21 protein-coding genes, 1 other RNA gene and 1 pseudogene are annotated in these 24125 nt (G+C 56.8%); 16 read left to right on the top strand and 7 right to left on the bottom strand.

Going from position 1 to position 24125, the window contains the following annotated elements; all coding sequences use genetic code 11:
- Nucleotides 1-12 precede the first annotated feature (12 nt).
- From lpxK to ligA, 9 genes and pseudogenes are all read left to right on the top strand, one after another.
- The gene (lpxK, locus tag BM395_RS00695) at nt 13-1026 is read left to right on the top strand and encodes a tetraacyldisaccharide 4'-kinase (protein WP_090508543.1); all 1014 of its coding nucleotides are present in this window, start codon (nt 13-15) and stop codon (nt 1024-1026) included.
- Between the two features lie 51 nt (nt 1027-1077).
- Entirely contained in the window at nt 1078-1263 is a 186-nt protein-coding gene (locus BM395_RS00690; protein WP_069898793.1) for a Trm112 family protein, read from the top strand.
- Nucleotides 1264-2028 carry a 3-deoxy-manno-octulosonate cytidylyltransferase gene (gene kdsB, locus BM395_RS00685; protein ID WP_090508542.1) on the top strand — a complete coding sequence of 255 codons (765 nt, stop codon included), beginning with the start codon at nt 1264-1266 and terminating at the stop codon, nt 2026-2028. It abuts the gene before it with no gap.
- Nucleotides 2028-2492: a low molecular weight protein-tyrosine-phosphatase gene (locus tag BM395_RS00680; RefSeq protein ID WP_090508541.1), complete on the top strand. Its 465-nt coding sequence runs from the start codon at nt 2028-2030 to the stop codon at nt 2490-2492. The genes kdsB and BM395_RS00680 overlap by 1 nt, the downstream gene beginning before the upstream one ends.
- Nucleotides 2489-3508, top strand: a complete 1020-nt coding sequence (murB, locus tag BM395_RS00675; RefSeq protein WP_090508540.1) for a UDP-N-acetylmuramate dehydrogenase — start codon at nt 2489-2491, stop codon at nt 3506-3508. Before BM395_RS00680 ends, murB begins: the two co-directional genes overlap by 4 nt.
- 263 nt (nt 3509-3771) lie before the next feature.
- Nucleotides 3772-3876, top strand: a pseudogene (locus BM395_RS23090) (GntR family transcriptional regulator); the annotation flags it as partial.
- Nucleotides 3877-3929: 53 nt separating this feature from the next.
- Nucleotides 3930-7433, top strand: coding sequence for a chromosome segregation protein SMC (smc, locus tag BM395_RS00670; protein WP_090508539.1), 3504 nt, complete (start codon nt 3930-3932; stop codon nt 7431-7433).
- A 326-nt stretch (nt 7434-7759) separates the two neighbouring features.
- A complete protein-coding gene (zipA, locus tag BM395_RS00665) occupies nt 7760-8584 on the top strand; it encodes a cell division protein ZipA (protein ID WP_090508538.1) in 825 nt (274 codons plus the stop codon).
- 107 nt (nt 8585-8691) lie between these two features.
- Nucleotides 8692-11055 carry an NAD-dependent DNA ligase LigA gene (gene ligA, locus BM395_RS00660; protein WP_090508537.1) on the top strand — a complete coding sequence of 788 codons (2364 nt, stop codon included), beginning with the start codon at nt 8692-8694 and terminating at the stop codon, nt 11053-11055.
- 108 nt (nt 11056-11163) lie between these two features.
- On the opposite strand, the gene BM395_RS00655 is transcribed toward ligA, so the two are convergent.
- Nucleotides 11164-11442 carry an HU family DNA-binding protein gene (locus tag BM395_RS00655; protein WP_069898783.1) on the bottom strand — a complete coding sequence of 93 codons (279 nt, stop codon included), beginning with the start codon at nt 11440-11442 and terminating at the stop codon, nt 11164-11166.
- A 332-nt stretch (nt 11443-11774) separates the two neighbouring features.
- Here BM395_RS00655 and ffs point away from each other — a divergent pair.
- Nucleotides 11775-11871: signal recognition particle sRNA small type (ffs, locus tag BM395_RS00650), an RNA gene on the top strand.
- A gap of 1207 nt (nt 11872-13078) precedes the next feature.
- Nucleotides 13079-13747, top strand: a complete 669-nt coding sequence (locus tag BM395_RS00645) for a biosynthetic peptidoglycan transglycosylase (protein ID WP_170860525.1) — start codon at nt 13079-13081, stop codon at nt 13745-13747.
- A gap of 222 nt (nt 13748-13969) precedes the next feature.
- Here the strand turns inward: BM395_RS00645 and BM395_RS00640 are convergent, their stop codons facing one another.
- Nucleotides 13970-14737, bottom strand: a complete 768-nt coding sequence (locus BM395_RS00640; protein WP_090508535.1) for a DODA-type extradiol aromatic ring-opening family dioxygenase — start codon at nt 14735-14737, stop codon at nt 13970-13972.
- A gap of 169 nt (nt 14738-14906) precedes the next feature.
- On the opposite strand from BM395_RS00640, the gene BM395_RS00635 reads away from it, so the two are divergent.
- Nucleotides 14907-15575 carry a thiopurine S-methyltransferase gene (locus BM395_RS00635; RefSeq protein WP_090509162.1) on the top strand — a complete coding sequence of 223 codons (669 nt, stop codon included), beginning with the start codon at nt 14907-14909 and terminating at the stop codon, nt 15573-15575.
- Between the two features lie 187 nt (nt 15576-15762).
- On the opposite strand, the gene BM395_RS00630 is transcribed toward BM395_RS00635, so the two are convergent.
- From BM395_RS00630 to BM395_RS00615, 4 genes are all read right to left on the bottom strand, one after another.
- A complete protein-coding gene (locus BM395_RS00630; protein ID WP_090508534.1) occupies nt 15763-16149 on the bottom strand; it encodes a transcriptional regulator in 387 nt (128 codons plus the stop codon).
- A 192-nt stretch (nt 16150-16341) separates the two neighbouring features.
- A complete protein-coding gene (gene htpX / locus BM395_RS00625; RefSeq protein WP_090508533.1) occupies nt 16342-17214 on the bottom strand; it encodes a protease HtpX in 873 nt (290 codons plus the stop codon).
- An 88-nt stretch (nt 17215-17302) separates the two neighbouring features.
- Complete coding sequence (locus BM395_RS00620; RefSeq protein ID WP_090508532.1) at nt 17303-17755, bottom strand: hypothetical protein; 453 nt, start codon at nt 17753-17755, stop codon at nt 17303-17305.
- A gap of 68 nt (nt 17756-17823) precedes the next feature.
- On the bottom strand, nt 17824-19035 hold the full coding sequence (locus tag BM395_RS00615; protein WP_069898774.1) for a pyridoxal phosphate-dependent aminotransferase: 1212 nt from the start codon (nt 19033-19035) through the stop codon (nt 17824-17826).
- A 247-nt stretch (nt 19036-19282) separates the two neighbouring features.
- On the opposite strand from BM395_RS00615, the gene BM395_RS00610 reads away from it, so the two are divergent.
- On the top strand, nt 19283-19768 hold the full coding sequence (locus tag BM395_RS00610; protein ID WP_090509159.1) for a glutathione peroxidase: 486 nt from the start codon (nt 19283-19285) through the stop codon (nt 19766-19768).
- A complete protein-coding gene (locus BM395_RS00605) occupies nt 19765-20232 on the top strand; it encodes a MarR family winged helix-turn-helix transcriptional regulator (RefSeq protein ID WP_090508531.1) in 468 nt (155 codons plus the stop codon). The genes BM395_RS00610 and BM395_RS00605 overlap by 4 nt, the downstream gene beginning before the upstream one ends.
- Here BM395_RS00605 and BM395_RS00600 read toward each other — a convergent pair.
- Complete coding sequence (locus BM395_RS00600) at nt 20206-22533, bottom strand: hybrid sensor histidine kinase/response regulator (RefSeq protein ID WP_090508530.1); 2328 nt, start codon at nt 22531-22533, stop codon at nt 20206-20208. The genes BM395_RS00605 and BM395_RS00600 overlap by 27 nt on opposite strands.
- A 117-nt stretch (nt 22534-22650) precedes the next feature.
- Between BM395_RS00600 and BM395_RS00595 the strand changes: the two genes are divergently transcribed.
- Both BM395_RS00595 and BM395_RS00590 read left to right on the top strand, forming a co-directional pair.
- Nucleotides 22651-23541 carry an ATP-binding protein gene (locus tag BM395_RS00595; protein WP_090508529.1) on the top strand — a complete coding sequence of 297 codons (891 nt, stop codon included), beginning with the start codon at nt 22651-22653 and terminating at the stop codon, nt 23539-23541.
- Nucleotides 23538-24020 (top strand): GAF domain-containing protein, encoded by a 483-nt coding sequence (locus BM395_RS00590; RefSeq protein ID WP_069898766.1) that lies wholly within the window; start codon nt 23538-23540, stop codon nt 24018-24020. The genes BM395_RS00595 and BM395_RS00590 overlap by 4 nt, the downstream gene beginning before the upstream one ends.
- The last annotated feature ends 105 nt before the right edge of the window (nt 24021-24125 follow it).

The following is a 24125-nucleotide window of genomic DNA, read 5'->3' as shown; positions in this document are numbered from 1 at the left end:
TGAGGTTCTCCGATGCCGTTGTCTGATGGTCTTGTTGCTGCCTGGTACAAAGGGCATCCACTGCTCGGCGCGCTCAGCCCGCTGGAAGCGCTTTATCGCCGAGTGGTGCAGGGCAAGCGCGAGCGTTTTCTGGCCGGTGTCGGCGAGATTTACCGTGCGCCCGTGCCGGTTATCGTGGTCGGCAACATCACCGTAGGCGGCACCGGCAAGACGCCGTTGATCCTCTGGCTGGTCAATTATTGCCAGCAGCGCGGCATCAAGGTCGGCGTGGTCAGTCGCGGTTATGGCGCCAAGCCGCCGCAATTGCCGTGGCGGGTCGAGGCAGATCAAGACGCAGCGATTGCGGGTGATGAGCCGCTGCTGATTGTTCAGCGCAGCGGCGTGCCGCTGATGATCGACCCTGATCGCAGTCGCGCCATTGCCGCCTTGCTGGACGCCGAACCCTTGCAGCTGATTCTCAGTGACGACGGCATGCAGCATTACCGCATGGCCCGCGACATGGAGTTGGTGCTGATCGATGCGGCGCGTGGTTTAGGCAATCGCCGTTGCTTGCCAGCGGGGCCATTGCGTGAGCCGGTTGAACGGCTCGAATCGGTGGATGCGTTGCTCTACAACGGTGCGCCGACAGATCCGCAAGACGGCTTTGGATTCACCCTGCAGCCGCAGGCGTTGATCAATGTACTGACCGGCGAGCGTTGCCCGCTGGACCATTTCCCCAATGGCCAGCAGGTGCATGCAGTCGCGGGAATCGGTAATCCTCAGCGTTTCTTCAAAACCCTCGAAGCGCTACACTTGCAGCCCATAACGCATGCGTTCAGTGACCATGCGCAGTTTTCTGCGCAACTGCTGGATTTCAGCCCGGCGCTGCCGTTGGTGATGACGGAAAAAGACGCGGTCAAGTGCCACGCCTTTGCCCAGCCGAACTGGTGGTATCTTGCGGTTGATGCTCAGCCTTCAGAAGCCTTCACCTTGTGGTTCACCGAACGCGTGCAGGCGTTGCTGCAACCTACTGATCTGCCGCGCTAGCCCGCACTCTGGTGCTCGGCCGGGCGGCCCATTGATGTTTAAGGATTGTCCATGGACCCGAAATTACTCGATATTCTGGCGTGCCCGCTGTGCAAAGGCCCGCTGAAGCTGGTTGCCGATAAATCCGAACTGATCTGCAAAACCGATGGCCTGGCTTATCCGGTGCGTGACGGTATCCCTGTCATGCTCGAAACAGAAGCGCGCACCCTCAATACTGATGAGCGACTGGACAAGTAAATGAGCCTTGCATTCACGGTAGTAATCCCGGCGCGTTATGCCTCCACGCGCCTGCCCGGCAAGCCTTTGCAGGACATTGCAGGCAAGCCGATGGTCCAGCATGTCTGGGAGCAAGCCTGTAAAAGCAGCGCTGATCGGGTGGTGATTGCAACTGACGATGCACGCATCGTCGAGCGTTGTCAGGCGTTCGGTGCCGAGGTGCTGCTGACGCGGGTCGATCATAATTCAGGTACCGACCGCCTGGCTGAAGTGGCCACAGCGCTGGGTTTGCCTGCAGATGCCATCGTGGTCAACGTGCAGGGCGACGAGCCACTGATACCGCCGGTGATTATCGATCAGGTCGCCAGCAATCTGGCCGCCAATGCGCAGGCGGGCATTGCCACGCTGGCAGAGCCGATCAACGAGGCGGCTGCACTGTTCAACCCCAATGTGGTCAAGGTTGTCACCGACCTCAATGGTCTGGCGCTGACGTTCAGCCGCGCGCCGCTGCCGTGGGCGCGGGATGACTTTGCCGGTGAGCGCGACCAGTTGCCAGCCGGTGTGCCATACCGCCGGCACATCGGAATTTACGCCTATCGCGCCAAGTTCCTGCACGACTTCGTTGAGTGGGGCCCGTGCTGGCTGGAAAACACCGAGTGCCTGGAGCAATTGCGGGCGCTGTGGAATGGCGTGCGCATCCATGTTGCCGACGCGCTGGAAGCGCCTCCTGCCGGGGTTGATACCCAGGAAGACCTGGACCGTGTTCGTCAGTTGTTGGCCGACTGATGCGCGTATTGTTCGTGTGTCTGGGCAATATCTGCCGCTCGCCTGCGGCTGAAGGCATCTTGCGCCAAAAATTGCGCAAGGCGGGGTTGAGCGCGCAGATTGAAGTCGACTCAGCGGGCACGGGTGACTGGCATGTCGGCAATCCACCCGACAGCCGAATGCGCAGTGCCGCGCAAGCCCGTGGTTACGATCTGTCGGGTTTGCGCGGGCGTCAGGTCTCAACGGCAGACTTTGCCGCCTTCGACCTGATTCTGGCGATGGACAACAGCAACCTGAGCAACCTTGCCAAGTTTCAGCCTGCTAATGGCCGCGCTGAACTCGACCTGTTCCTGCGCCGCTACGGCTTGGCAGTGGAGCAGGTGCCGGACCCGTATTACGGCGGCGATGATGGGTTTGAGAACGTGCTCGATCTGCTCGAGCAGGCCTGTGATGCGCTGGTGGCTGAGCTTGAGGGACGTTTATGAGCTTGCAGGTTGAGCACAACGTCTCGCTCAAACGTCTCAATACGTTTGGCATCGAGGCGTCGGCCAAGGCACTGGTTGAAGTACACGACGATGAGCAACTACGCTCGGCACTGAGTTTCGCCGAGCAGCAGCAACTGCCGGTGCTGTTACTCGGCGGCGGCAGCAACATGCTGATCACTGGCGACATTGATGCGCTGGTCGTGCGCATGGCGACTCGCGGTATCAACATTATTGAAGATGACGCCGACAGGGTTGTGGTCGAGGCGCAAGCTGGCGAGCCGTGGCATCCATTCGTGCAATGGAGCCTGGCGCAGGGCTTTGTTGGCCTGGAAAACCTCAGCCTGATTCCCGGCACTGTGGGCGCAGCGCCGATGCAGAATATCGGTGCCTACGGCGTCGAAATCAAAGATGTATTCGCCGGGTTGACCGCGCTGGACCGCGAAAGCGGTGAATTGCGTGAGTTCAGCGCAGAAGACTGCGCGTTCGCTTACCGCGACAGCATATTCAAGCAGCAGCCCGGACGTTGGGTGATTCTGCGGGTGCGCTTTGCGCTGACCCGCCGCAATGTCCTGCATTTGGGGTATGGGCCGGTGCAGCAGCGTTTGCAGGCACAAGGCATCACTGATCCGACTGCGACCGATGTGAGCCAGGCGATTTGCGCGATTCGCAGTGAAAAACTACCCGACCCGTCGCAACTGGGGAATGCCGGTAGTTTCTTCAAGAATCCGTTGGTCAGTGCTGCGCTTGCCGAACAGATCAGCCAGTTGCACAGCGACGTTGTGGCGTACCCGCAGGCGGATGGGCAGGTCAAACTGGCCGCTGGCTGGCTAATCGAGCGTGCAGGCTGGAAAGGCTTTCGCGAGGGTGACGCGGGCGTGCACAAGCTGCAGGCGCTGGTGCTGGTCAATTACGGCAATGCCAGCGGCAAGCAGCTGCTGGCGCTGGCGCAGCGGATTCAGCACGATATAGCCGAGCGTTTTGGGGTTGAGCTGGAGATGGAACCCAACGTTCTGTAGCAAACGGCGCTCCGCTTAGCGCGGGCTGCGGGTGCAATGGCGCGGTATGTCGGGTTACGGCGCGAGCACGTTGTTCGCCCACTCAAGCATCTTACCGGGTTGCCGGGCGACAGTGTTATTGTGCCGCGATTGGCAAGTTTGAATAAGGCTGTTGGCGTTGCAGAGCCAGTGGCTTTGAGGCTGTTTTTGCTGTGTTACACTGCGCCCGCGCCAAGCATGGCGGGCCTTTAGCCCAAATAGGTCAACAGAACCTAAGGATCAACATGACGTTCAAGGCATCGGACAGCCTCGCCGAGCAGATTGCCCAATACCATGACCATGGTGGCCGGATCATCCGTGGCGCGCTCAAGCCGTTTGAGCGAACTCAGGCAATTGCTTTTTACCCGATGCCAGCGCTGGCTGCGCGTGAGGCGAACTGCGCATGCGCCTGAAGTGTATAAAGCTGGCCGGGTTCAAGTCCTTCGTCGACCCGACAACCGTGACCTTTCCGAGCAACATGGCTGCCGTCGTGGGGCCGAACGGTTGCGGTAAATCGAACATTATCGACGCAGTACGCTGGGTGATGGGCGAAAGTTCGGCAAAGAACCTTCGCGGCGAGTCGATGACTGACGTTATCTTCAATGGCTCGAATACCCGCAAGCCCGTAACGCAGGCGTCGATTGAGCTGGTGTTCGACAACTCCGACAGCACGCTGGTGGGCGAATACGCCGGTTACAACGAAATCTCGATTCGCCGCCGGGTCACGCGGGACAGTCAGAACACCTATTTCCTCAACGGCACCAAGTGCCGCCGGCGTGACATTACCGATATTTTCCTGGGTACTGGTCTGGGCCCGCGCAGCTACTCGATTATCGAGCAGGGCATGATCTCCAAGTTGATCGAGGCCAAGCCCGAAGACTTGCGCAACTTCATCGAGGAAGCGGCGGGCATCTCCAAGTACAAGGAGCGCCGCCGCGAAACCGAAAACCGTATTCGCCGTACCTACGAAAACCTTGCGCGCCTGACTGACCTGCGCGAAGAGCTCGAGCGCCAGCTTGAACGCCTGCATCGTCAGGCCCAGGCCGCCGAGAAGTATCAGGAGTACAAAGCCGAAGAACGCCAGCTCAAGGCGCAGCTGACAGCCCTGCGTTGGCAAACCCTGAATGAACAGGTGGGTCAGCGCGAAGCGGTTATCGGCAATCAGGAAATCAGTTTTGAGGCGCTGGTGGCCGAGCAGCGCAACGCCGATGCGAGCATTGAGCGCCTGCGCGACGGTCATCACGAGCTTTCCGAGTGTTTCAATCTGGTGCAGGGGCGCTTCTATTCGGTGGGCGGTGATATCGCTCGCGTCGAGCAGAGTATTCAGCACGGCCAGCAACGTCTCCGCCAGTTGCAGGATGACCTGATGGAGGCCGAGCGTTCGCGTCAGGAGACCGAGTCGCATCTTGGGCACGACAGCACGCTGTTGGCCACGCTCGACGAGGAGCTTGGCCAACTGGCGCCTGAGCAGGAATTGTCGGCGGCGGCCGCTGAAGAGAGTGCCGCGGCGCTTGAAGACGCTGAGACGGCCATGCAGGGCTGGCAGGAAAAGTGGGATGGCTTCAATCAGTCATCCGCCGAACCGCGTCGTCAGGCCGAGGTGCAGCAATCGCGCATTCAGCAATTGGAGCAAGGGCTTGAACGCCTGGCCGAGCGTCAGCGGCGTCTGGCTGATGAATTGGAGCAGCTGAGCGCAGATCCGCAGGATGCCGCGATTATCGAATTGGGCGAGCAAGTGGCTGCCGGTTTGCTGCAGGAAGAAACCCTGCAAGTGAGCGAGGCCGAAGTAGCTGAGCGCCTGCAACAACTGCGTGACGAATTGCAGCAGGCCGGTCAGGCCCAGCAACAAGCGCAGGGTGAGCTGCAGCGACTCAATGGTCGCCTGGCATCGCTTGAGGCGTTGCAGCAGGCCGCGCTGGATCCGGGGCAGGGCACAGCACAATGGTTGCAGGCCCAGCAGTTGGCCAATTTGCCGCGCATGGCCGAAGGCTTGCGGGTAGACACTGGCTGGGAGCTGGCCGTAGAAACCGTGCTTGGCGCCGACCTGCAAGCTGTGCTGTTGGATGACGGCCAGGCGGCAGGCTTGAGCGATTACGACTTTGCCAGCTTCAGTCAGGGCGACCTGCGGCTGATAACGGCCAGCAAAGGCGCCACGAGAGTGGCCGGCAGTTTGCTCGATAAGGTCGAGGCGTCGATTGATCTGGCGCCGTGGCTGGCGCGCGTGCGCACGGTTGAAACCCTTGATGATGCCTTGGCTGCCCGTTCGACACTGGCCGATGATGAAAGCGTGATCAGCCGTGATGGCTATTGGCTGGGGCGGCATTTCTTGCGGATTCGTCGTGCCAGCGAGGCCGAAAGCGGGCTGCTGGCACGCGGCCAGGAGATCGAACAATTAGGCTTTGAATGTGCAGAGCGCGAAGCCTCGTTGCAGGTGCTTGATGAGCGTCTCGAGCAATTGCGTGAACAGCAAACTCAGCTTGAGCAGCAGCGCGAGTCCTTGCGTCGGCAGATTCAGGATCAGGCCCGCCAGTTGAGTGAACTCAAGGCTCAGCTTTCGGCCAGCCAGGCCAAGGCCGAGCAACTGACGTTGCGCCGCCAGCGACTCGACCATGAAATTGCCGAACTCAGCGCTCAACGTGAACTTGAGCATGAGCAGTTGGGCGAGAGCCGTTTGTTGCTGCAAGAGTCGCTGGATGCGATGGCGCTCGACAATGAGCAGCGAGAGACCTTGCAGGCATTGCGTGACCAATTACGCGAGCGCCTCGATCGGGTGCGCCAGGATGCGCGTCAGCATAAAGACCATGCGCATCACTTGGCGGTGCGCATGGGCTCGTTGCGCGCACAGCATGACTCGACGCGCCAAGCGCTGGATCGCCTCAAGCTGCAATCCGAGCGCCTGCACGAGCGCCGTGAGCAGCTCAGTTTGAATTTGGAGGAGGGCGCAGCGCCGCTTGAAGAGTTGCGCCTCAAGCTTGAGGAGCTGCTTGACCGGCGCATGGGCGTCGAAGATGAACTCAAGCATGCACGGCTGGCGATGGAAGATGCCGACCGCCAATTGCGCGACGCTGAAAAGCGCAGAACCCAGGCCGAGCAGCAGTCGCAGCTGTTGCGCGGTCAGCTCGAACAACAGCGCATGGAGTGGCAGTCACTCAATGTGCGGCGCAAAGCGTTGCAGGATCAGCTCGGCGAGGACAGCTATGACCTGCATACCGTGCTCGGTACCTTGCCTGCGGATGCCAGCGAGGGCGCCTGGGAAGAGGAACTTGAGCGCCTTGGCGGGAAAATTCAGCGCCTCGGTGCAATCAACCTGGCGGCGATTGACGAGTATCAGCAGCAGTCCGAGCGCAAGCGTTATCTGGATGCGCAGAACGCCGACCTTGAAGAGGCATTGCAAACGCTGGAGAACGTCATCCGCAAGATCGACAAGGAAACACGTAATCGATTCAAGGAGACGTTCGATCAAATCAACGGCGGTTTGCAGGCACTTTTTCCGAAAGTTTTCGGCGGCGGCAGCGCTTATTTGGAACTCACGGGCGAAGATCTACTCGATACTGGTGTAACGATCATGGCGCGCCCGCCCGGCAAGAAGAACAGCACCATCCATTTGTTGTCTGGCGGTGAGAAAGCACTGACGGCTCTGGCATTGGTATTTGCTATCTTTCAGTTGAATCCCGCGCCATTTTGTATGCTCGATGAAGTGGATGCACCACTGGACGACGCCAACGTCGGCCGTTACGCGCGGTTGGTCAAGGAGATGTCCGAGAAAGTGCAGTTCATCTACATCACGCATAACAAGATCGCCATGGAAATGGCGGATCAGTTAATGGGTGTAACCATGCACGAACCGGGATGTTCGCGTCTGGTTGCGGTAGATGTCGAGGAAGCGCTGGCGATGGTTGATGCCTGACAGGGCGGTTTTCTGAGGGTTGCCTGGGTTGTGTACGCCGGGCTGAGAAAACAATCTCGAAATGCACAATTACAACTTGTAGACTGTGCTTTATTGATTGTTACTCAAGTTCTTCGCAGAACAGGCGTGTGAGTGACTGTTTTACGCTTGGGGCAGTGTAAAGTTACCGTTCGTCGTGATAGCTTATTGCCCACTTTTGTTACAGGTAGAAGTCACCCGCCAGAATTTAGAGCCTTAAGTGCATTTGGCAGTACAAGTAGAGTGTTGGAAGCCTGGGTTTTTCGGCTTCATTTTTGTTTTTAATTTTTTAGGGGTCAGGGTATTTCATGGAATTCGGTCTGCGCGAGTGGCTGATAGTCATCGGCATCATTGTGATCGCTGGTATCTTGTTCGACGGCTGGCGGCGCATGCGCGGCGGCAAGGGCAAGTTGAAGTTCAAACTTGATCGCAGTGCTGCCAATCTCCCGGATGATGACAGCGACCCGGATTTGCTGAGCCCGCCACGCGTGCTTAGCCCTGCCGAGCACAAAGAGCCTTCGTTCGACGAGACCGATTTGCCGTCGATGAGTGCGCGCGACTCTGGCCGCCGTCCTTCCAAAGAGCCGCAACAGGGTGATCTGAACCTTAATCTCGACCTCGATGAGCCGGTTTCGAGCAAACCTGAAAAGGCTGGAAAAATCGCCGAGCCAGCCAAGCCCGAAAAAGAGCAGGCACCGGTCGACGAAGTGCTGGTTATCAACGTAATCGCGCGTGACAGTGATGGCTTCAAAGGCCCGGCACTGCTGCAGAATATTCTTGAAAGTGGCCTGCGCTTTGGCGAGATGGATATTTTCCATCGCCACGAAAGCATGGCCGGCAATGGCGAAGTGCTGTTCTCCATGGCCAATGCATTGAAGCCGGGTACTTTTGATCTCGACGATATCGAGGGTTTCAGCACCCGCGCCGTGAGTTTCTTCCTCGGCTTGCCAGGCCCGCGTCACCCCAAGCAGGCTTTTGATGTGATGGTGGCTGCCGCGCGCAAACTGGCGCACGAGCTGAACGGTGAGTTGAAAGACGATCAGCGCAGTGTCATGACCGCGCAAACCATCGAGCATTATCGTCAGCGGATTGTCGAGTTCGAGCGCCGTCAGATGACAGGCAAGCTAAAGTAAGCACAGCATCCAGAGTTAAGGTTTGCTTTTAGCGCCGCTGCAAGCAAACAGTTAATGACCAGAAAAAGAGCAGCTGCGGCTGCTCTTTTCGTTTCCGAGACATTGTTATGAGTGAAGTTGCCCAGCGCATTCTTGAACTTCGTGCCGAACTTGATCAGCACAATTACCGCTACCACGTACTTGATGAACCGAGCATTCCGGATGCCGAGTACGATCGTCTGTTCAAAGAGTTGAAGCAACTTGAAACCGATAACCCGCACCTGATTACGCCGGACTCGCCCACACAGCGAGTCGGCAGCCTGGCGCTGACAGCCTTTGACGAAGTCAAACACGAAGTGCCAATGCTCAGCCTCGGCAACGCCTTCGAAGAAGCGGACATGCTCAGCTTCGACAGGCGAGTGCGTGAAGGGCTGGATTTGCCCGCCGGCGATTTGTTCGGTGGCGGCGCGGAGGTTGAATACAGCTGCGAACCCAAGCTCGACGGTTTGGCGGTGAGCTTGTTGTACCGCGACGGCCTGCTGGTGCGCGGCGCTACGCGTGGCGACGGCAGCACGGGTGAAGACATCAGCGTCAATGTGCGCACCATCCGGAATGTGCCGTTAAAGCTGCAGGGCGAGGGCTGGCCTGCGGTTCTTGAAGTGCGCGGCGAAGTGTTCATGTCCAAGGCCGGTTTTGAGGCGCTTAACGAGCGCCAACTCGCGCTGGGCGGCAAGACATTTGCCAACCCCCGCAATGCGGCGGCTGGCAGCTTGCGCCAGCTCGACTCCAAGATCACCGCCGCGCGTCCGCTGGAATTCTGCTGCTACGGCATCGGGCAGGTTGAGGGCGAGCTGCCACAAACCCATATCGGCATTTTGCAGACGCTCAAAGACTGGGGCATGCCGATCAGTCGCGAGCTGAAACTGGCCAAGGGCATCGATCAGTGTCTTGCGTATTACCGGGACATTGGCGAGCGCCGCGAGTCGTTGGCGTATGAGATAGACGGCGTGGTGTTCAAGGTCAACAGCCTGGCCAGTCAGCGCGAGCTGGGATTCCGGGCGCGTGAACCACGTTGGGCGATTGCCCATAAATTCCCGGCAATGGAAGAGCTGACCGAGCTTTTGGATGTTGAGTTTCAGGTTGGCCGCACGGGAGCAGTCACCCCGGTGGCGCGCCTCAAGCCGGTGAAAGTGGCGGGCGTTACGGTGTCCAACGCCACGCTGCACAATATGGATGAAGTAGCGCGTTTGGGATTGATGATCGGCGATACCGTGATCATCCGCCGCGCCGGCGATGTAATCCCGCAAGTGGTGCAGGTGGTGACCGAGCGTCGCCCCGCCGATGCGCGTGCGGTGAGCATCCCCGAGAATTGTCCGGTGTGCGGCTCGCATGTCGAGCGCACCCAACTGGTCAAGCGCAGCAAGGGCAAGGAATCGTTTGTCGAAGGTTCGATCTATCGCTGCTTCGGCCGTCTGGCCTGCGCGGCCCAGCTCAAGCAGGCGATTATTCATTTCGTCTCGCGCCGTGCCATGGATATTGAAGGGCTCGGCGAGAAGAGCGTCGAGCAACTGGTCGATGAAGGGCTGGTGCGCTCGCCCGCTGATCTCTTCACGCTGACGTTCGATCAGGTGGTGCAGCTGGAGGGGTTTGCCGAGCTGTCGAGCAAGAACCTGCTCGCAGCAATTGCCGACAGCCGCAAGCCGACGCTCGCACGCTTTATCTATGCGCTGGGTATTCCTGATGTAGGCGAGGAGACCGCCAAGCTACTGGCGCGCGCGCTGGGCTCGCTTGAGCGCATCCAGCGGGCGTTGCCGGAAGTGCTGACTTATCTGCCAGACGTCGGGCTGGAAGTGGCGCACGAAATACACAGCTTCTTTATCGATCCGCATAACCGTCAGGTAATTGCCGATTTGCTCGAGCGCGGCCTGCAATTGCAGGAAGAGGGCGAGTTGCATCCTGAATTTGCTGCCTGCACCACGCTCGCCGGCTTTATCGACAAGCTCAATATTGCCTCCATCGCGGCAACCGGCGCTGAAAGGCTGGCTGCTCGATTCCAGTCACTTGAGGGGATTATCCAGGCTGACTGGCTGGATTTGCGCCAAGTCGAACGCCTGAACGAAAAGGCAGCCCGCTCGCTGCGTGATTTCTTCGATGATCCGGCGAATGCTGAGCGGGCGCTGGCGATTGAGGCGCAACTGCGTGATTTCGGCATGCACTGGCAAAGTGAGAAAAAGCAGGTCGAGGGTTTACCGCTGGCCGGACAAACCTGGGTGCTGACCGGCAGCCTGGAAATCATGAGCCGTGATGTGGCCAAGGAAAAGCTCGAAGGGCTGGGCGCCAAGGTAGCCGGTTCAGTGTCTGCCAAAACCACCTGCGTGGTAGCAGGGCCCGGGGCGGGTTCCAAGCTGGCGAAGGCAACTGAGCTGGGCGTGGCTGTGCTGGACGAGGCGCAGTTTATTCAGCGCCTGGCAGGTTACGGTATCGAGGTTTAAAGCAGGCTCTGCACAGGGCGTGCGAGCCGGTGGGTGGCTGCGGGTTATCCAGATGTGATAACCCGCTTGCTGCTTGCGCCTAAAGGCGGGCAGTCAGCCTTTGGCGGATCAGTTGATCGCGTCAGTCAGAGCCTTGGCGGGTACATACTTAACAACTTTCTTCGCTGCAATTTCGATCGCCTTGCCCGTTTGCGGGTTGCGGCCGGTGCGTGCAGGGCGCTCGGTGACCTTGAGCTTGCCGATACCTGGCAGGGTGATTTCATCGCCGTTTTCGAGGGCATCGCTGACGATTTCGCTGAGCTGTTCAAGTGCCGCGCGAACAGTCGCCTTCGGGGTGTCGATGGCTTCTGCAATGTCGCTGATCAACTGATCTTTAGTCATGGCCATGCTGTTGCTCCTTGTAGAGATGGGCTGCGCATCTAGCGCTGTTGCAGGTTACTGCGTTTTGCCGCCAATGGCACTGCTTGTGGCGTGTGCCAGGCGTGCAAGACGCTTATGTGACTCGCACGCTTGCAGGAAATTCCCCGATGGCTGGGAAGATTAAGCGGGCAAAATGTCACAGCAAGCTTAGTGCACACGCCGGTTTGCGCGTTGATTGTGATCAATATCCTCAGCGCTTGCGCCTGATTTGCAGGCTAAGTGATTGAGAAGGTTGTAACTTTAGCTCAAGCCGGTACAATGGCGGCGCTCGCTGCAAGGCGGGCGCGTTATGGTGGCCCTACCGGTCCCTCCGCAACGATTACCCGTGAACCTGGTCAGATCCGGAAGGAAGCAGCCACAGCGGGAACATTGTGTGCCGGGGTGTGGCTGGTAGGGACGCCTCCAATAACGCCAGCCCTTTAATTCTCAAAGGGTTATCTCTCAAAAGTCTTGAAGTGTCGCGTTTAGGTACACCTAAGCGGTGGACTGCTCGTGTCATTCTTGTTCTGTATGCTGTCATCTCAAGCGCGGCTTCTGCATCACCTGTATCGATCCTCCCGCGCTGCACTAATACTTTATAGTTGAGTGTTGGGTATACCCATGTATTCGAAAGACTCGTCGCGATTGTTTTGCAGCGCATAGGTCAGCCTGCTGGGGATGAATGACCTTCTTCAGTATGGGCTGAATGCATTGCTAGATTTTGTCCCTAAGGGCGGTCAAACGCTCCAGTTTAGCTCGTTGGAATCTATTCGCTTATGCCGAGGGCATCAACTCTGCTCCCAAGCGAATGACTCCGCTTCAAATTAATGTTGTGAAAGGCGTGACGAGAATTATTGGCTAAATTTTCGATAGTTGAAAATCTGCGTGCTCATGCATATGTAGAGAAATTTTATCTATCTGAACTTTTGGGGCTAATGCTCCCAATACTGATCTTTCAGATTTCAATATAATAATCACAGTTAGTACTATCGGCCACTGATCATGCTAGCATTTTGGTAAATGCTCGGTTTGCGAGGTGGAAGCTACTAATGTCTTTTTGTATAACTCTAGAGCTTTATGTTTTGAGTGCCTGTCAAGCGATTGTAAGTACCCTTTATGTAATACACAACTTTGGTTTGGCTTCATCAAATTATGGTTCGCTTGTTGCTGCATTGGTCACGGCACTCGTGATTTTCACGATTCGAGAGTTTTTCAATAGGGCCGCCAATTACTCAGGGGTTTTTCATACAAAAAGCTCTGCAACTTCTTCTGCCTATAATCCATATAGGAATCTGATTACTTTCCACACTCTGATTCTTTATTCCGATGGGTACATAATTTCAGGTACCTCTGAGAAAACTGGTGATATGACTCCTGAGGCCTGTAATGACTTTGAGGGGGTAGGTAAGAGTCGCGGTGTGATAACGGGAAGAGTGGAAAGAAATTATATAAGGAGCAGTGTTTTGCACCTTCATATTATAGAGAAAGGTGAGCTTAGAGATAGCACGATATATATGCTTGTCAAAATAGATAGGTATAGGTTTTTTGGGTTGATATTTAAAAGGTTTATTCCATTTTCAGGGGAGTTTTATTCTACAGCGGCAAACACAAAAGGAACTGTATTGTGTGGCAGAGAAGCCTTCAAAGAGCATCCTTCAAAGTGCTCACGGTCCCCATCAGTCTAGCAGCTGCGCTGGTAAGGCTATTTGCATATAGATCAATAATCGATGATTTAAACAATTGCATTTCTGTTGTCCATGAGTTGAGACCGAAGTATCCGGTAGAAATAAGTGATTCTCTTTTGTATACCTTGATAATCGCAGAAGATCATCGTAGTTCACTCCATTATGGTATTGACCCTTTTGCAATAATTAGAGCGTTAAAAGTAAGGGTCGCAGTAGGAAGAACGCAAGGAGCGAGCACGATAGAACAGCAACTAGTTCGCACAGTTACTAGACGATACGAGAAGACACCAAGAAGGAAAATTCGAGAGCAGATTTTAGCGGTTATGCTAAGTAGTGAATTCGAAAAAAAAGAAATCGCCTCCGCTTACCTAAAGATAGCTTATTATGGCAGTAACCTCTCTGGAGGGCTTGGTATTAGGACAATAATGGCAAGTGGGGTCGATGATTATGATGCAGTTATTGTTGCATATCTAAAATATCCTAAGTCTTTGTTATGTATTGAGCCGAATATGAGACACTCGAACAGAGTAGCCCATATCCGAGCTTTAGTTAACGGTGATGTGGATTTGCTTTGGCTTGATCAAGGAAGGTTGCTGAAAGGCACTTAAAAGAATATTTTGGCATGCAAAGTGAGAGTGCTATTAAAATCAAGAAAATAGCCTCAAGACCTCTAGCTGTTCAGAAAACAGTTGATCACTACAAATAGTGTTCCGCTGTAATCGGCTCCCAGCAACTGGGAAGCCCAACGCAATAACTCCTTATTGAATCCCCTTGGTATCCCGCGACTTGAATAATCGACTGTTTACTTCGATGAATTGGCGTGCGCGTATTCAGGCAAAGCTGTAAATATCCATTGCCAGTGATCCCAGAGTAAAACCGCTGTGTTCAATTTTGAATGCATCGCCTGCACCCCGTGCGAAGTACAGCGGCAGCAAGTGCTCATCGGTTGGGTGATTTCGTGTGGCGTGCGGGGCGATTTGGCGGTAGTTGAGCAGCGCCTCTTCATCGCCGGCGGACAATGCTGCCACCATCCAGTCGCGAAATGCTTGCGCCCAGGGTGCGCTCACTTCGGGTTCTGCATATCTGTCGAGTTCATACAGGTTATGGGTGATGCTGCCTGAGCCGATCAGCAGGATGTTTTGTTCGCGCAACGGCCGCAGCGCCTTGCCGATACGTTGCTGAAATTCAGGGCCCTGTTTGACCGGCAGTGAAATTTGCACCACCGGGATATCGGCCTGCGGATACATCAATGATAACGGCACCCAAGTGCCATGATCGAATGGTCGTTGCTCATCTGCTTGTGCAGGCAGGTCGCTGGCATCGAGCATTTGCAGGATTTTCCCGGCAAGTTCAGGGCTGCCTGGCGCCGGGTACTGAACTTGGTGCAGGGCGGGCGGAAAGCCCGAGAAGTCGTGCCAGGTTTCGGGATGTGCGGCGCTGCTGACGCGCAGGTCGTGGCTGGCCCAATGCGCCGACATCAGCACAATCGCGTCTGGCCGCGGCAGCGCATCGGCGAGTCGGCGCAATGCAACGCCGATGGCGCCCGGATCGAGGGCGAGCATGGGCGATCCGTGAGAAATGTACAGGCTCGGTTGCATACGTGCTCCTCAGTGATAGGCGCGATTTTCTATCGATAAAGTCGGCAACTCAAATGGGTTTATTTGACTAAATCGATCAGAAAACTGGATGCTTGACCGGCAGGTATTCGGTGGCTTGGCGCATGAGTCCAATTTGCGGCACCATGCAGTCAACTACCGAGGAGTGATTATGCAAGCTGAATTCTGGCAACAGCGCTGGGCGCGCAACGAAATCGGTTTTCACGCCAAGCAGGTTAACGACTATTTGCAGCGCTTTTGGCAAACCCTGCAATTTACCGACGCCGGGGCAGACGGCTCGCAAATTCTGGTGCCACTGTGCGGCAAGAGCCTGGACATGGCCTGGTTGGCTGCACAGGGTCATAAGGTTCTAGGGGTAGAGTTGGCCGAGACAGCGGCACAGGCGTTCTTTGCCGAGCAACAACTGACGCCCGGCATTCGCCAAGAAGGTGCTTTCACGGTTTACAGCGCCGGCCCGGTAGAGATTTATTGCGGTGACTTCTTTGCCCTGACTGCAGAGCAGGTTGGCGCTTGCGTTGGGTTTTACGACCGTGCGGCGTTGATCGCGTTACCCCCCGAAATGCGCCAGCGTTATGCCGCTCACTTGCTGAGTATTTTGCCGGCAGGCGCCCAGGGACTCTTGGTGACGCTTGAATATGATCAGGCGCAGATGGATGGCCCGCCGTTCGCGGTGAATCCTGAAGAAGTTAAGGCGTTGTACAGCGCTGGCTGGCAGCTTGAGACGCTAGAGGTGTCCGATGTCATGGGATTGAACTGGCGCTTTGCTGAGCGCGGCCTGACGGCGCTTGATGAGCGGGTTTACAGGCTGCTGAAAGACTGACGTCACTGATGGTATGTCGAATCGCCCCGCGCTGGTCTTTTAGTCCTGCGTGGGGTGGTGCGAGATCGAGTCAGCGCCCGGGCCGCCACATGGCGACCAGTCACGCTTAGAGCACACGGAAAAAGCCCGGGTTTCCCGCCAGTACGACTACTCCGTCATTAATGCTGAAATCAGAGCCGGTGGCTAATCAGCGACTTGCGATTGGGGCTGTTGCGGGCAGGGAGTCGAACACTTCAGGTACCAGCGCGGCCTTGCCTTTGGCGTCGAGTTGTTCGCGGGCTTGCTGATTGCCAAGCAGGTTCAGCAGGCGTTGGCCGCGATCGGTAAGCACGAAGTTTTCGCCGTTGCCACCGCGCTCTTCGGGCCGTGGTGCAATGAAGTCCGCCTTTAGCAGTAAGGCTTCGTAATCGCAGGCGAGTTTTTTCAGGTCATCCAGATTGGGCTTGGCGGTGCTGATCGTGCTTTTCTGATGCGCCAGTTGTTCGGCGTATTCGCGAGGCTTGAACGACTCACCGCCACTGCTCTGGGCATGGCGGAGTAAGTTTTCAATCAGATCCCAATTGTATTCGGTCATGGTTTTGCTCCTGTTCAGGGCCGTTTTCGGCTTGCGAAGGAGGCTGTAGCCACAGGGCTGCAGTTATTAAAATTGACCGGGTTTTCTGGCGCGGGTTCAACGTCTGCTGAACACGCATCGGGCAGGGCTGGCTATCGGGCAATAAAAAAGGCGACCTGCGTGGTCGCCTTTTTTCGGTTGCTGCGATGCGTTTTAGCGACGCTGGCGCAGGGCTTCGATGCGCACTTCAAGCGGCGGGTGGCTCATCAGCAGGCCGGCGAGGCCGTTTTTCAGGCCGCCGTTGATGCCGAATGCAGCCAAGGTGCTTGGCATCTCGACAGGCACGTTCTGCTCAGAGCGCAGGCGCTGCAGGGCTGCGATCATGGATTCGGTGCTGGCAAGGCGGGCGCCGGCTTCATCGGCCTTGAATTCACGCTTACGCGAGAACCACATGACGATGATGCTGGCCAGAATGCCGAGTACCAGTTCTGCGAAGATGGTCGCAACAAAGTAGCCAATACCCGGGCCACCTTCGTTTTTCAGAATGGCTTTGTCGACAAAGTTACCGAAGATCCGCGCAAAGAACATCACGAAGGTGTTTACTACGCCCTGAATCAGCGCCAGCGTGACCATGTCGCCATTGGCAACGTGGCCGATTTCGTGGGCCAGAACGGCTTTCACTTCGTCGGGCGAGAAGCGTTCCAGCAGGCCCTGACTTACGGCTACCAATGCATCGTTCTTGTTCCAGCCGGTGGCGAATGCGTTCGACTCGTAAGCGGGGAAAATGCCCACTTCCGGCATTTTGATACCGGCATCGCGCGACAGCTCTTCAACGGTCTGCAACAGCCATTGCTCATGGCGTGTGCGCGGTTGAGTGATGATCTGCGTGCCTGTGCTCATCTTCGCCATCCACTTGGAGATGAACAGCGACACCAGCGAACCTGCAAAGCCGAAGACGGCACAGAACGCGAGCAGGCTGCCGTAGTTCTGTCCGGTGTAACGATCAACGCCCAGCAGCTTCAGCGTGACGCTGGCGACTAACAACACCGCCATGTTGGTGGCTAGGAACAGGAAAATGCGTTTCATGGTTTGAAACAACTCCTCAACGGGAAAAGGCTACTGAATACAGGGCTATATAAGGGGGCGCATCGAACACTTCAACTCGGCGACTATTTCAAACTGTGTCGTGCTCGGCGGGCGCGGCATTGGCGAAGAGTAGACGGCTGAGTCGGACGATACGTTCACTGTGTTGTTGATTCATCGCGTCACGAAGCTGATAGGCCAGTGTCGCCTGGGTACGGCGCACGCTGGGCGGCAGTGCCGGCTCGTTACTGACCACGTGTGGCACGCTGCGGGTGAGATTTAAAAAGCCCCGTTCGGTGAGCACGGCTTGATCCATGGCGTCGTAGCTGATGGTGGTTTCGTAGCGGATAAATCCTTCATCCGCCAGCCACAGCATGGTGCTCAGGCAACCCAGATGGCGCTTGCTCGGCAAGCCATATTCATCGGGTTCTTCGCGGCCGATCAGGTCTTCGACATACACCGCAATCTTGCGCGGAAAGGCCTGATACAGCATCAGCAAGGTGGCGGCGGCGTCTTTGTAGAAATCGTCGATGTGTAAATCCATGGGCCCAACTTGAGACGTCATCACTTACAAAAAAGCCCGGTCGCAGAGTTTGCCACCGGGCTTGAGGATTACTGCTTGTAGCTTTTCAGGAAGTTGCCGATCCGGCCGATTGCCATTTCCAGTTCATCGACACGGGGCAGGGTGACGACGCGGAAATGATCCGGCCACGGCCAGTTGAACGCGGTGCCCTGAACCACCAGCAGTTTTTCGGAGAGCAGCAGATCGAGCACGAATTTTTCATCGTTATGGATCGGGCAGACTTTCGGATCAATTTTCGGGAATGCGTACAGCGCGCCCATCGGTTTTACGCAGCTGACGCCGGGAATATCGTTGAGCAGTTCCCAGGTGCGGTTGCGTTGTTCCAACAGCCGGCCGTTCGGCAGTACCAGATCATTGATGCTCTGATAACCGCCCAGTGCGGTCTGGATCGCGTGCTGGCTCGGCACGTTGGCGCAAAGGCGCATGTTGGCCAGAATGTCGATGCCTTCGATGTAGCTTTGCGCGCGGTGTTTCGGGCCGCTGATGGCCACCCAGCCAGAGCGGAAACCGGCAATGCGGTAAGACTTCGACAGGCCGTTGAAGGTCAGGCAAAGCACGTCGGGCGCCAGCGAAGCGGTGCAGATGTGCTGGGCCTGATCATAGAGAATCTTGTCGTAGATTTCGTCCGAGAAAATCACCAAATTGTGCTGGCGCGCCAACTCGACGATGTCCGCGAGCACTTCTTTGGAGTACACCGCGCCGGTCGGGTTGTTCGGGTTGATCAGCACCAATGCCTTGGTGTTCGGCGTGATCTTGGCGCGCATGTCGGCGATGTCCGGGAACCAGCCAGCTTGCTCGTCGCACAGATAATGCACGGGCTTGCCGCCCGAGAGCGCCACCGAGGCTGTCCAGAGCGGATAGTCGGGCGCCGGGATCAGGACTTCATCGCCATTGTTGAGCAGCGCCTGCATGGCCATCACGATCAGTTCGGAAACACCGTTGCCGAGGTAGATGTCCTCGATGCCGATGCCTTCGACGTTTTTCTGCTGGTAGTACTGCATGACCGCTTTACGGGCACTGAACAAGCCTTTTGAATCGCTGTAACCCTGCGCTGTCGGCAGGTTGCGGATCACGTCCTGCAGGATTTCTTCCGGCGCTTCGAAGCCGAAGGGAGCCGGGTTGCCGATGTTCAGCTTGAGAATGCGCTGGCCTTCTTCTTCCAGACGCTTGGCGTGCTTGAGGACGGGACCGCGAATGTCATAACAGACGTTGGCAAGCTTGTTCGATTTGCTGAACTGCATGTGAACCGATCCTGAAGTGAAGAGGCGGGGCAGTGGTTGCTGCAAGCTTGAGCTGAGCGAGGACTGCGCTAATAAAGTGCTGCGAATAATACGTCGCGTCTGGTTTGTGGCAAAGGGACTGCGTCGAATTTTCTCATCGCAGGCTATATCGGGGTAAATCCGCTGGTGATGATAGGCAATATAAATTGCACGCAATTTAATCGAGCGCTATTTTATGAGTTCACTCATTCATTGCGCGGAAACCAACATGAGCAACAATCTGCTGAGCATCCCTTGTACGACCATCAAGGGCGAGCAAAAAACCTTGGCCGACTTTTCCGGTAAGGCGTTGCTGGTTGTTAACACTGCCAGCAAGTGCGGTTTCACCCCTCAGTACAAAGGGCTGGAAAAGCTCTGGGAGGAATACAAGGATCAAGGCTTGGTGATCCTCGGCTTCCCCTGCAACCAGTTCGGTAAGCAGGAGCCGGGCGATGAAGGCGCTATATCGTCGTTTTGCGAGCTCAACTATGGTGTGAGTTTTCCACTGTTCAAGAAGATTGATGTGAATGGCAGCGATGCCCATCCGCTGTTCACTGAGCTGAAAAAACGCGCACCGGGTCTGCTCGGCAGCCAAGGCATCAAGTGGAATTTCACCAAGTTCCTGATCAGCGCCGATGGCCAGCAGGTTAAGCGTTTTGCCCCTGCGACCAAGCCTGAAGACCTGACAGGTGAAATCGAAGCGCTGCTGAAATGAATACGCAGGCCCATTTAGATGACGCATCGCTGCTGCTGGATAATCAGTTGTGCTTCAAGCTTTATGCGGCTTCGCGGGCTGTCATTCGTGCCTACAAGCCGATGCTCGACCAGCTTAATCTGACCTATGCGCAGTATCTGGCCATGCTGGTGCTGTGGGAGTGGCAGGTTCAGGCGCCTGAACAGCCGACGGTGAAGGCGCTGGGCGAGCGCTTGTTACTCGACTCCGGCACGTTGACGCCGCTGCTCAAGCGCCTCGAACAGCTCGGTTTTGTATCGCGTCAGCGTTCGGTTCGTGATGAGCGCGAAGTTCACATACAGCTCACCGAAGCGGGCAGCCAGTTGCGCGAACAAGTGCTGCCGCTGCGCAACGAGTTGTTGTGCCTGCACGGTGCGGAGGAAGATGAGATGGTTGCGCTGCGCCAGAATCTGGCGCAGTTACTCCGGCGTTTCGTCACGTCGTAGCCAGCGATTGAGCAATTGCTCCAGCGCTTCACGGTGGATCGGTTTGGCCAGATAGTCGTCCATGCCTGCGGCCTGACAACGCTCGCGCTCGTCAGGCATGGCGTTGGCCGTGAGGGCGATAATTGGCAAACCCGGATGCATGCCATTGCGCCTGATCAAACGGGTGGCTTCGTAGCCGTCCATCACCGGCATGTTGCAATCCATCAGCACCAGATCAACTGGATGCTTTTGCAGTTGCTGCAACGCCTGCGCGCCATCGGCTGCCACAATCACATCGCAGCCGTGCTTGCTGAGCATGCCCTTGGCGACTAACTGATTGACCAGATTATCTTCCACCAGCAGCACTTGGGGCCTTGGCCCGGGTGCGACATTTGGCCTGTGCGTGCTCAACTCATCGCGGGTTGGCGTTTGGCTGCACGTACGCTGCACGCCCGCATAGAGCGCTTTGCGTGAAAGTGGCCGCGCCAATTGTTCGAGCGGTAACAAGGCGGCAACCTGATCATTGCCCAGGAAGTTGCCGTAGGCTGTCACCAGCAAAATTGGCGTCCGGGTATTTGGGCGCATGCCATACAGGCATTCGGGACAGTCGCTGATAATCAGGTCCGGGTTTAATCCAAGCAGGCTGGCGTCGGTGTCCAGGCGCGTGTATTCAAGCCCCCAGGCTGGCAACTGACTGCTGAGCAAATCGCTCAGGCCGGAGTGCTTCGACGTCAGCGCAAGCACCTTGCCCTTGAGTGGTGCGGGCTGCTCGGGCGGTAAATGGCCGAGCAGCGGCAGCTCGGCGCAGAAGGTCGAGCCGAAGCCCGGTTTTGAAACCAGACTGAGCTGGCCTTTCATGGCTTTGCACAGGTGATGCGTCAGAGCCAGACCGAGGCCGGTGCCACCAAACTGGCGGGTAATGTCCGCGCCGGCCTGCATGAACGGCTGGAAGATTCGCGCCTGAGCGTCTTCAGCGATGCCAATGCCGGTGTCGCGCACAATTAATTGCACGCCACCGCCGATTCGCTTGAGGCGCACATCAACCCGGCCGAAACGGGTGAACTTGAGTGCGTTGGAAAGCAAATTGCTGATGATCTGGCGCACGCGGGTTGGGTCGCCAATCACCTGAGCCGGCACACTCGGATCAATCAGGCACGTTAACTCGACATTCACCGCGGCGCTCTGCGAAAGCAGGCTGGCGGTGTCTTCGATCATCGTCGCCATGTCGAACGGGATGGCTTCGAGTTCCATTTGTCCGGCTTCGAACTTGGACAAATCAAGCACGCTGTTGAGCAGGTCGACCAGCACCTTGCCCGAGCGATTGGCAATCGTCAGTTGCTGGCGCTGCTGGTTGGTGAGTGGTCCGTCGAGCGACAACGCCAGCATGCCGAGCAGGCCGTTGAGGGGCGTGCGGATCTCGTGACTCATGTTGGCCATAAACGCCGAGCGTGCCTGCGACATGCGCAGCGTGGCTTCCTGCGCGAGTTCCAGTTCGCGGTTGGTGTCGAGCAGGCGGTCGTTGCTGGCTTTCAATTCGAGCGTGCGCGCGGAGACGATATTCTCCAGCTCATTGAGGTAGTTGGTCAGGCGACTTTCAGCGTCCTGACGCTGCTGGGTTTCCCGGGCAATGGCGGCGAATTGGCGATTGGTTGCATTCACCAGCAAGCCGATTTCATCACGCTCATGGCCGGACGGGTATTCCAGCTGATAGGCCAGAGAGCTGTTGGGGCGGCGGTTGTTGATCGCGCGAATAACGCGGATCAGCGGCTTGGTGAGCGTGAAGTAGAACAACACCAGCAAGAACAGCGAAAGCAACAAACTGCGCGCAAACCCGCTGAGAAATGTCAGCAGCGAGCGCCGTAAAAAGTGGCTGCCGTAGGCGTAAGTGTCGATGTCGAGGCGCATTACACCGAGGTTTTCGTGCGGTGCGTGGCTAACGCTGAGGTGAACCTCGAAGGTCCGTTGCGCATCGAACAGAAAGTCGCTGATGGGCCGGTAAGGGCTTTCACTGGGCGGGCGTCTGGCTTCGCCCAGTACCTGATTGTTGTTATCAACTATTTGCGCATGCACCACCGCGGGCGACGCCAATAAGCCGAGCACCAGTTCCTGAGCCAGTTCGGAGTCGATGTTATAGGCGATTCTTGAGGCCGGATTTCGGCTGATTTCCATCAGCGAGTTGATCTGCTGATTTATCGAGGCATCTTCGCTGGCATAATCAATGGCAACCTGAAACAGACTTAAAGTCGTTCCCAGGATGAAGGCAACCAAAACCGCAAGGCCAGCCTGTTTGAATGACAGGCGTTGGGTAAGCGCGATATCCATGCGAGTGTGGGTCCCGTTTCGATCCATTCGTTCAATCAATTAATGGCGCTAGGATAGCGTATTCGCCCGGCCTGAGGGTGCGGTGGTGGTTGCAGTTGGCTAACAGAGGAGCAAGTTGTGGACTCTCAGTTGAGTGATTTTTTACGCCGTGCCGAGTCGGTATTGGCCCGTCTTGAGCCTTTGCTTCCGGCGCCGCCTATCGAAATCGACTGGCAGCAAACGGTGGCAGCGCGTTGGCATCGCGAAGGGCGTAGCGGTTATTTGCAGCCTCTGGAAGTCAGTCTCGATATGGGCTTGGCTGATCTTATTGGGGTAGACAAGCAGCGCGACCAGCTGGCCGGTAATACCCGTCAGTTCTTACAAGGGATGCCGGCCAACCATGCGTTACTCTGGGGCTCCCGAGGCACCGGCAAGTCATCGCTGGTGCGTGCGCTGTTGAGTGAGCACGCCGCGCAGGGATTACGCCTGATAGAAATCGAACGTGATCATCTGGCTGATCTGCCGCGCGTGGTCGAACTGCTCAGCAAGTTGCCGCAGCGATTTGTGCTGTTCTGTGATGATTTGTCATTCAGTGCTGGCGAAGGTGATTTTCGGATACTCAAGACGGTGCTGGATGGTTCGCTGGAGCGCGCACCCGATAACGTGCTGCTTTACGCGACCTCCAACCGCCGGCATCTGGTTCCCGAGAAAATGAGTGACAACGCCGACTATCAGTTGGTCGACGGTGAGGTGCATCCAACCGAAGCGGTAGAGGATACCGTGGCGTTGTCCGATCGTTTCGGCCTTTGGTTGTCGTTTTATCCGTTCACCCAGCCACACTACCTGCAAGTGGTTCGCCATTGGATCGAGGTGCTGGCAGCGAAGTCTGGCCTGCAATGGCAGTGGGACGAGGCGCTTGAGGTGACAGCGGTACGCTGGGCCGGTGGGCGGGGTAATCGCAATGGCCGTTGTGCCTATCAATTTGCCCGCCAGTGGGTGGGTTTACAGCTTTTGGGAGCCAATAAGTGATCGAGTTACCACAGGCGAGTGATGAGTTGGCCGGGTATGCCTTGCAGGTGGCGCAGTTGCAGGCGTTGCTCGCGGGTGAGCGGGACTTTATTGCCAATGCGGCGCAGTTCTCGGCGTTTCTGTTTCAGGAAGTAGCCGACCTCAACTGGGCTGGCTTTTATCTGGCGCGCGGTGAGGAGCTGGTGCTCGGCCCGTTCCAGGGCAAAGTGGCGTGCGTGCGCATCCCGTTCGGCCGAGGCGTCTGCGGCGCTGCGGCTGCGACCCGGCTCACGCAGCGGGTAGAAGATGTGCATGCCTTTGCTGGCCATATCGCTTGCGACAGCGCGTCTAACAGTGAGTTGGTGGTGCCGGTAATCAAGGACGGGCGGCTGATCGGTGTGCTTGATCTCGATAGCCCGAACGTGGGTCGCTTCTCCGAGGCAGATCAGCGCGGCATCGAGCAGATGGTCGAGGTGTTTGTGCAGGCCACGGATATCTGAAACGATTACACGCAACAAAAAGCCCGGATCACCGGGCTTTTTTATGGATTATTTGAGCCTGCTGTTTCATCCAGCAGCCCGTTAGCTTGCTCCCAAGCTAATTGC

The organism is Pseudomonas marincola (assembly GCF_900116605.1).
GTDB classification, from domain to species: Bacteria; Pseudomonadota; Gammaproteobacteria; order Pseudomonadales; family Pseudomonadaceae; genus Aquipseudomonas; species Aquipseudomonas marincola.
The sequence above is the reverse complement of the archived record's forward strand: the minus strand, read 5'-3'. Positions and strand labels throughout refer to the sequence as shown.

Bases quoted from the DNA above. Each gene is read 5' to 3' on its own strand.
- lpxK (WP_090508543.1), top strand. From the start codon at position 13: ATGCCGTTGTCTGATGGTCTTGTTGCTGCCTGGTACAAAGGGCATCCA.
- BM395_RS00690 (WP_069898793.1), top strand. From the start codon at position 1,078: ATGGACCCGAAATTACTCGATATTCTGGCGTGCCCGCTGTGCAAAGGC.
- kdsB (WP_090508542.1), top strand. From the start codon at position 1,264: ATGAGCCTTGCATTCACGGTAGTAATCCCGGCGCGTTATGCCTCCACG.
- BM395_RS00680 (WP_090508541.1), top strand. From the start codon at position 2,028: ATGCGCGTATTGTTCGTGTGTCTGGGCAATATCTGCCGCTCGCCTGCG.
- murB (WP_090508540.1), top strand. From the start codon at position 2,489: ATGAGCTTGCAGGTTGAGCACAACGTCTCGCTCAAACGTCTCAATACG.
- smc (WP_090508539.1), top strand. From the start codon at position 3,930: ATGCGCCTGAAGTGTATAAAGCTGGCCGGGTTCAAGTCCTTCGTCGAC.
- zipA (WP_090508538.1), top strand. From the start codon at position 7,760: ATGGAATTCGGTCTGCGCGAGTGGCTGATAGTCATCGGCATCATTGTG.
- ligA (WP_090508537.1), top strand. From the start codon at position 8,692: ATGAGTGAAGTTGCCCAGCGCATTCTTGAACTTCGTGCCGAACTTGAT.
- BM395_RS00655 (WP_069898783.1), bottom strand. From the start codon at position 11,442: ATGGCCATGACTAAAGATCAGTTGATCAGCGACATTGCAGAAGCCATC.
- BM395_RS00640 (WP_090508535.1), bottom strand. From the start codon at position 14,737: ATGCAACCGAGCCTGTACATTTCTCACGGATCGCCCATGCTCGCCCTC.
- BM395_RS00635 (WP_090509162.1), top strand. From the start codon at position 14,907: ATGCAAGCTGAATTCTGGCAACAGCGCTGGGCGCGCAACGAAATCGGT.
- BM395_RS00630 (WP_090508534.1), bottom strand. From the start codon at position 16,149: ATGACCGAATACAATTGGGATCTGATTGAAAACTTACTCCGCCATGCC.
- htpX (WP_090508533.1), bottom strand. From the start codon at position 17,214: ATGAAACGCATTTTCCTGTTCCTAGCCACCAACATGGCGGTGTTGTTA.
- BM395_RS00620 (WP_090508532.1), bottom strand. From the start codon at position 17,755: ATGGATTTACACATCGACGATTTCTACAAAGACGCCGCCGCCACCTTG.
- BM395_RS00615 (WP_069898774.1), bottom strand. From the start codon at position 19,035: ATGCAGTTCAGCAAATCGAACAAGCTTGCCAACGTCTGTTATGACATT.
- BM395_RS00610 (WP_090509159.1), top strand. From the start codon at position 19,283: ATGAGCAACAATCTGCTGAGCATCCCTTGTACGACCATCAAGGGCGAG.
- BM395_RS00605 (WP_090508531.1), top strand. From the start codon at position 19,765: ATGAATACGCAGGCCCATTTAGATGACGCATCGCTGCTGCTGGATAAT.
- BM395_RS00600 (WP_090508530.1), bottom strand. From the start codon at position 22,533: ATGGATATCGCGCTTACCCAACGCCTGTCATTCAAACAGGCTGGCCTT.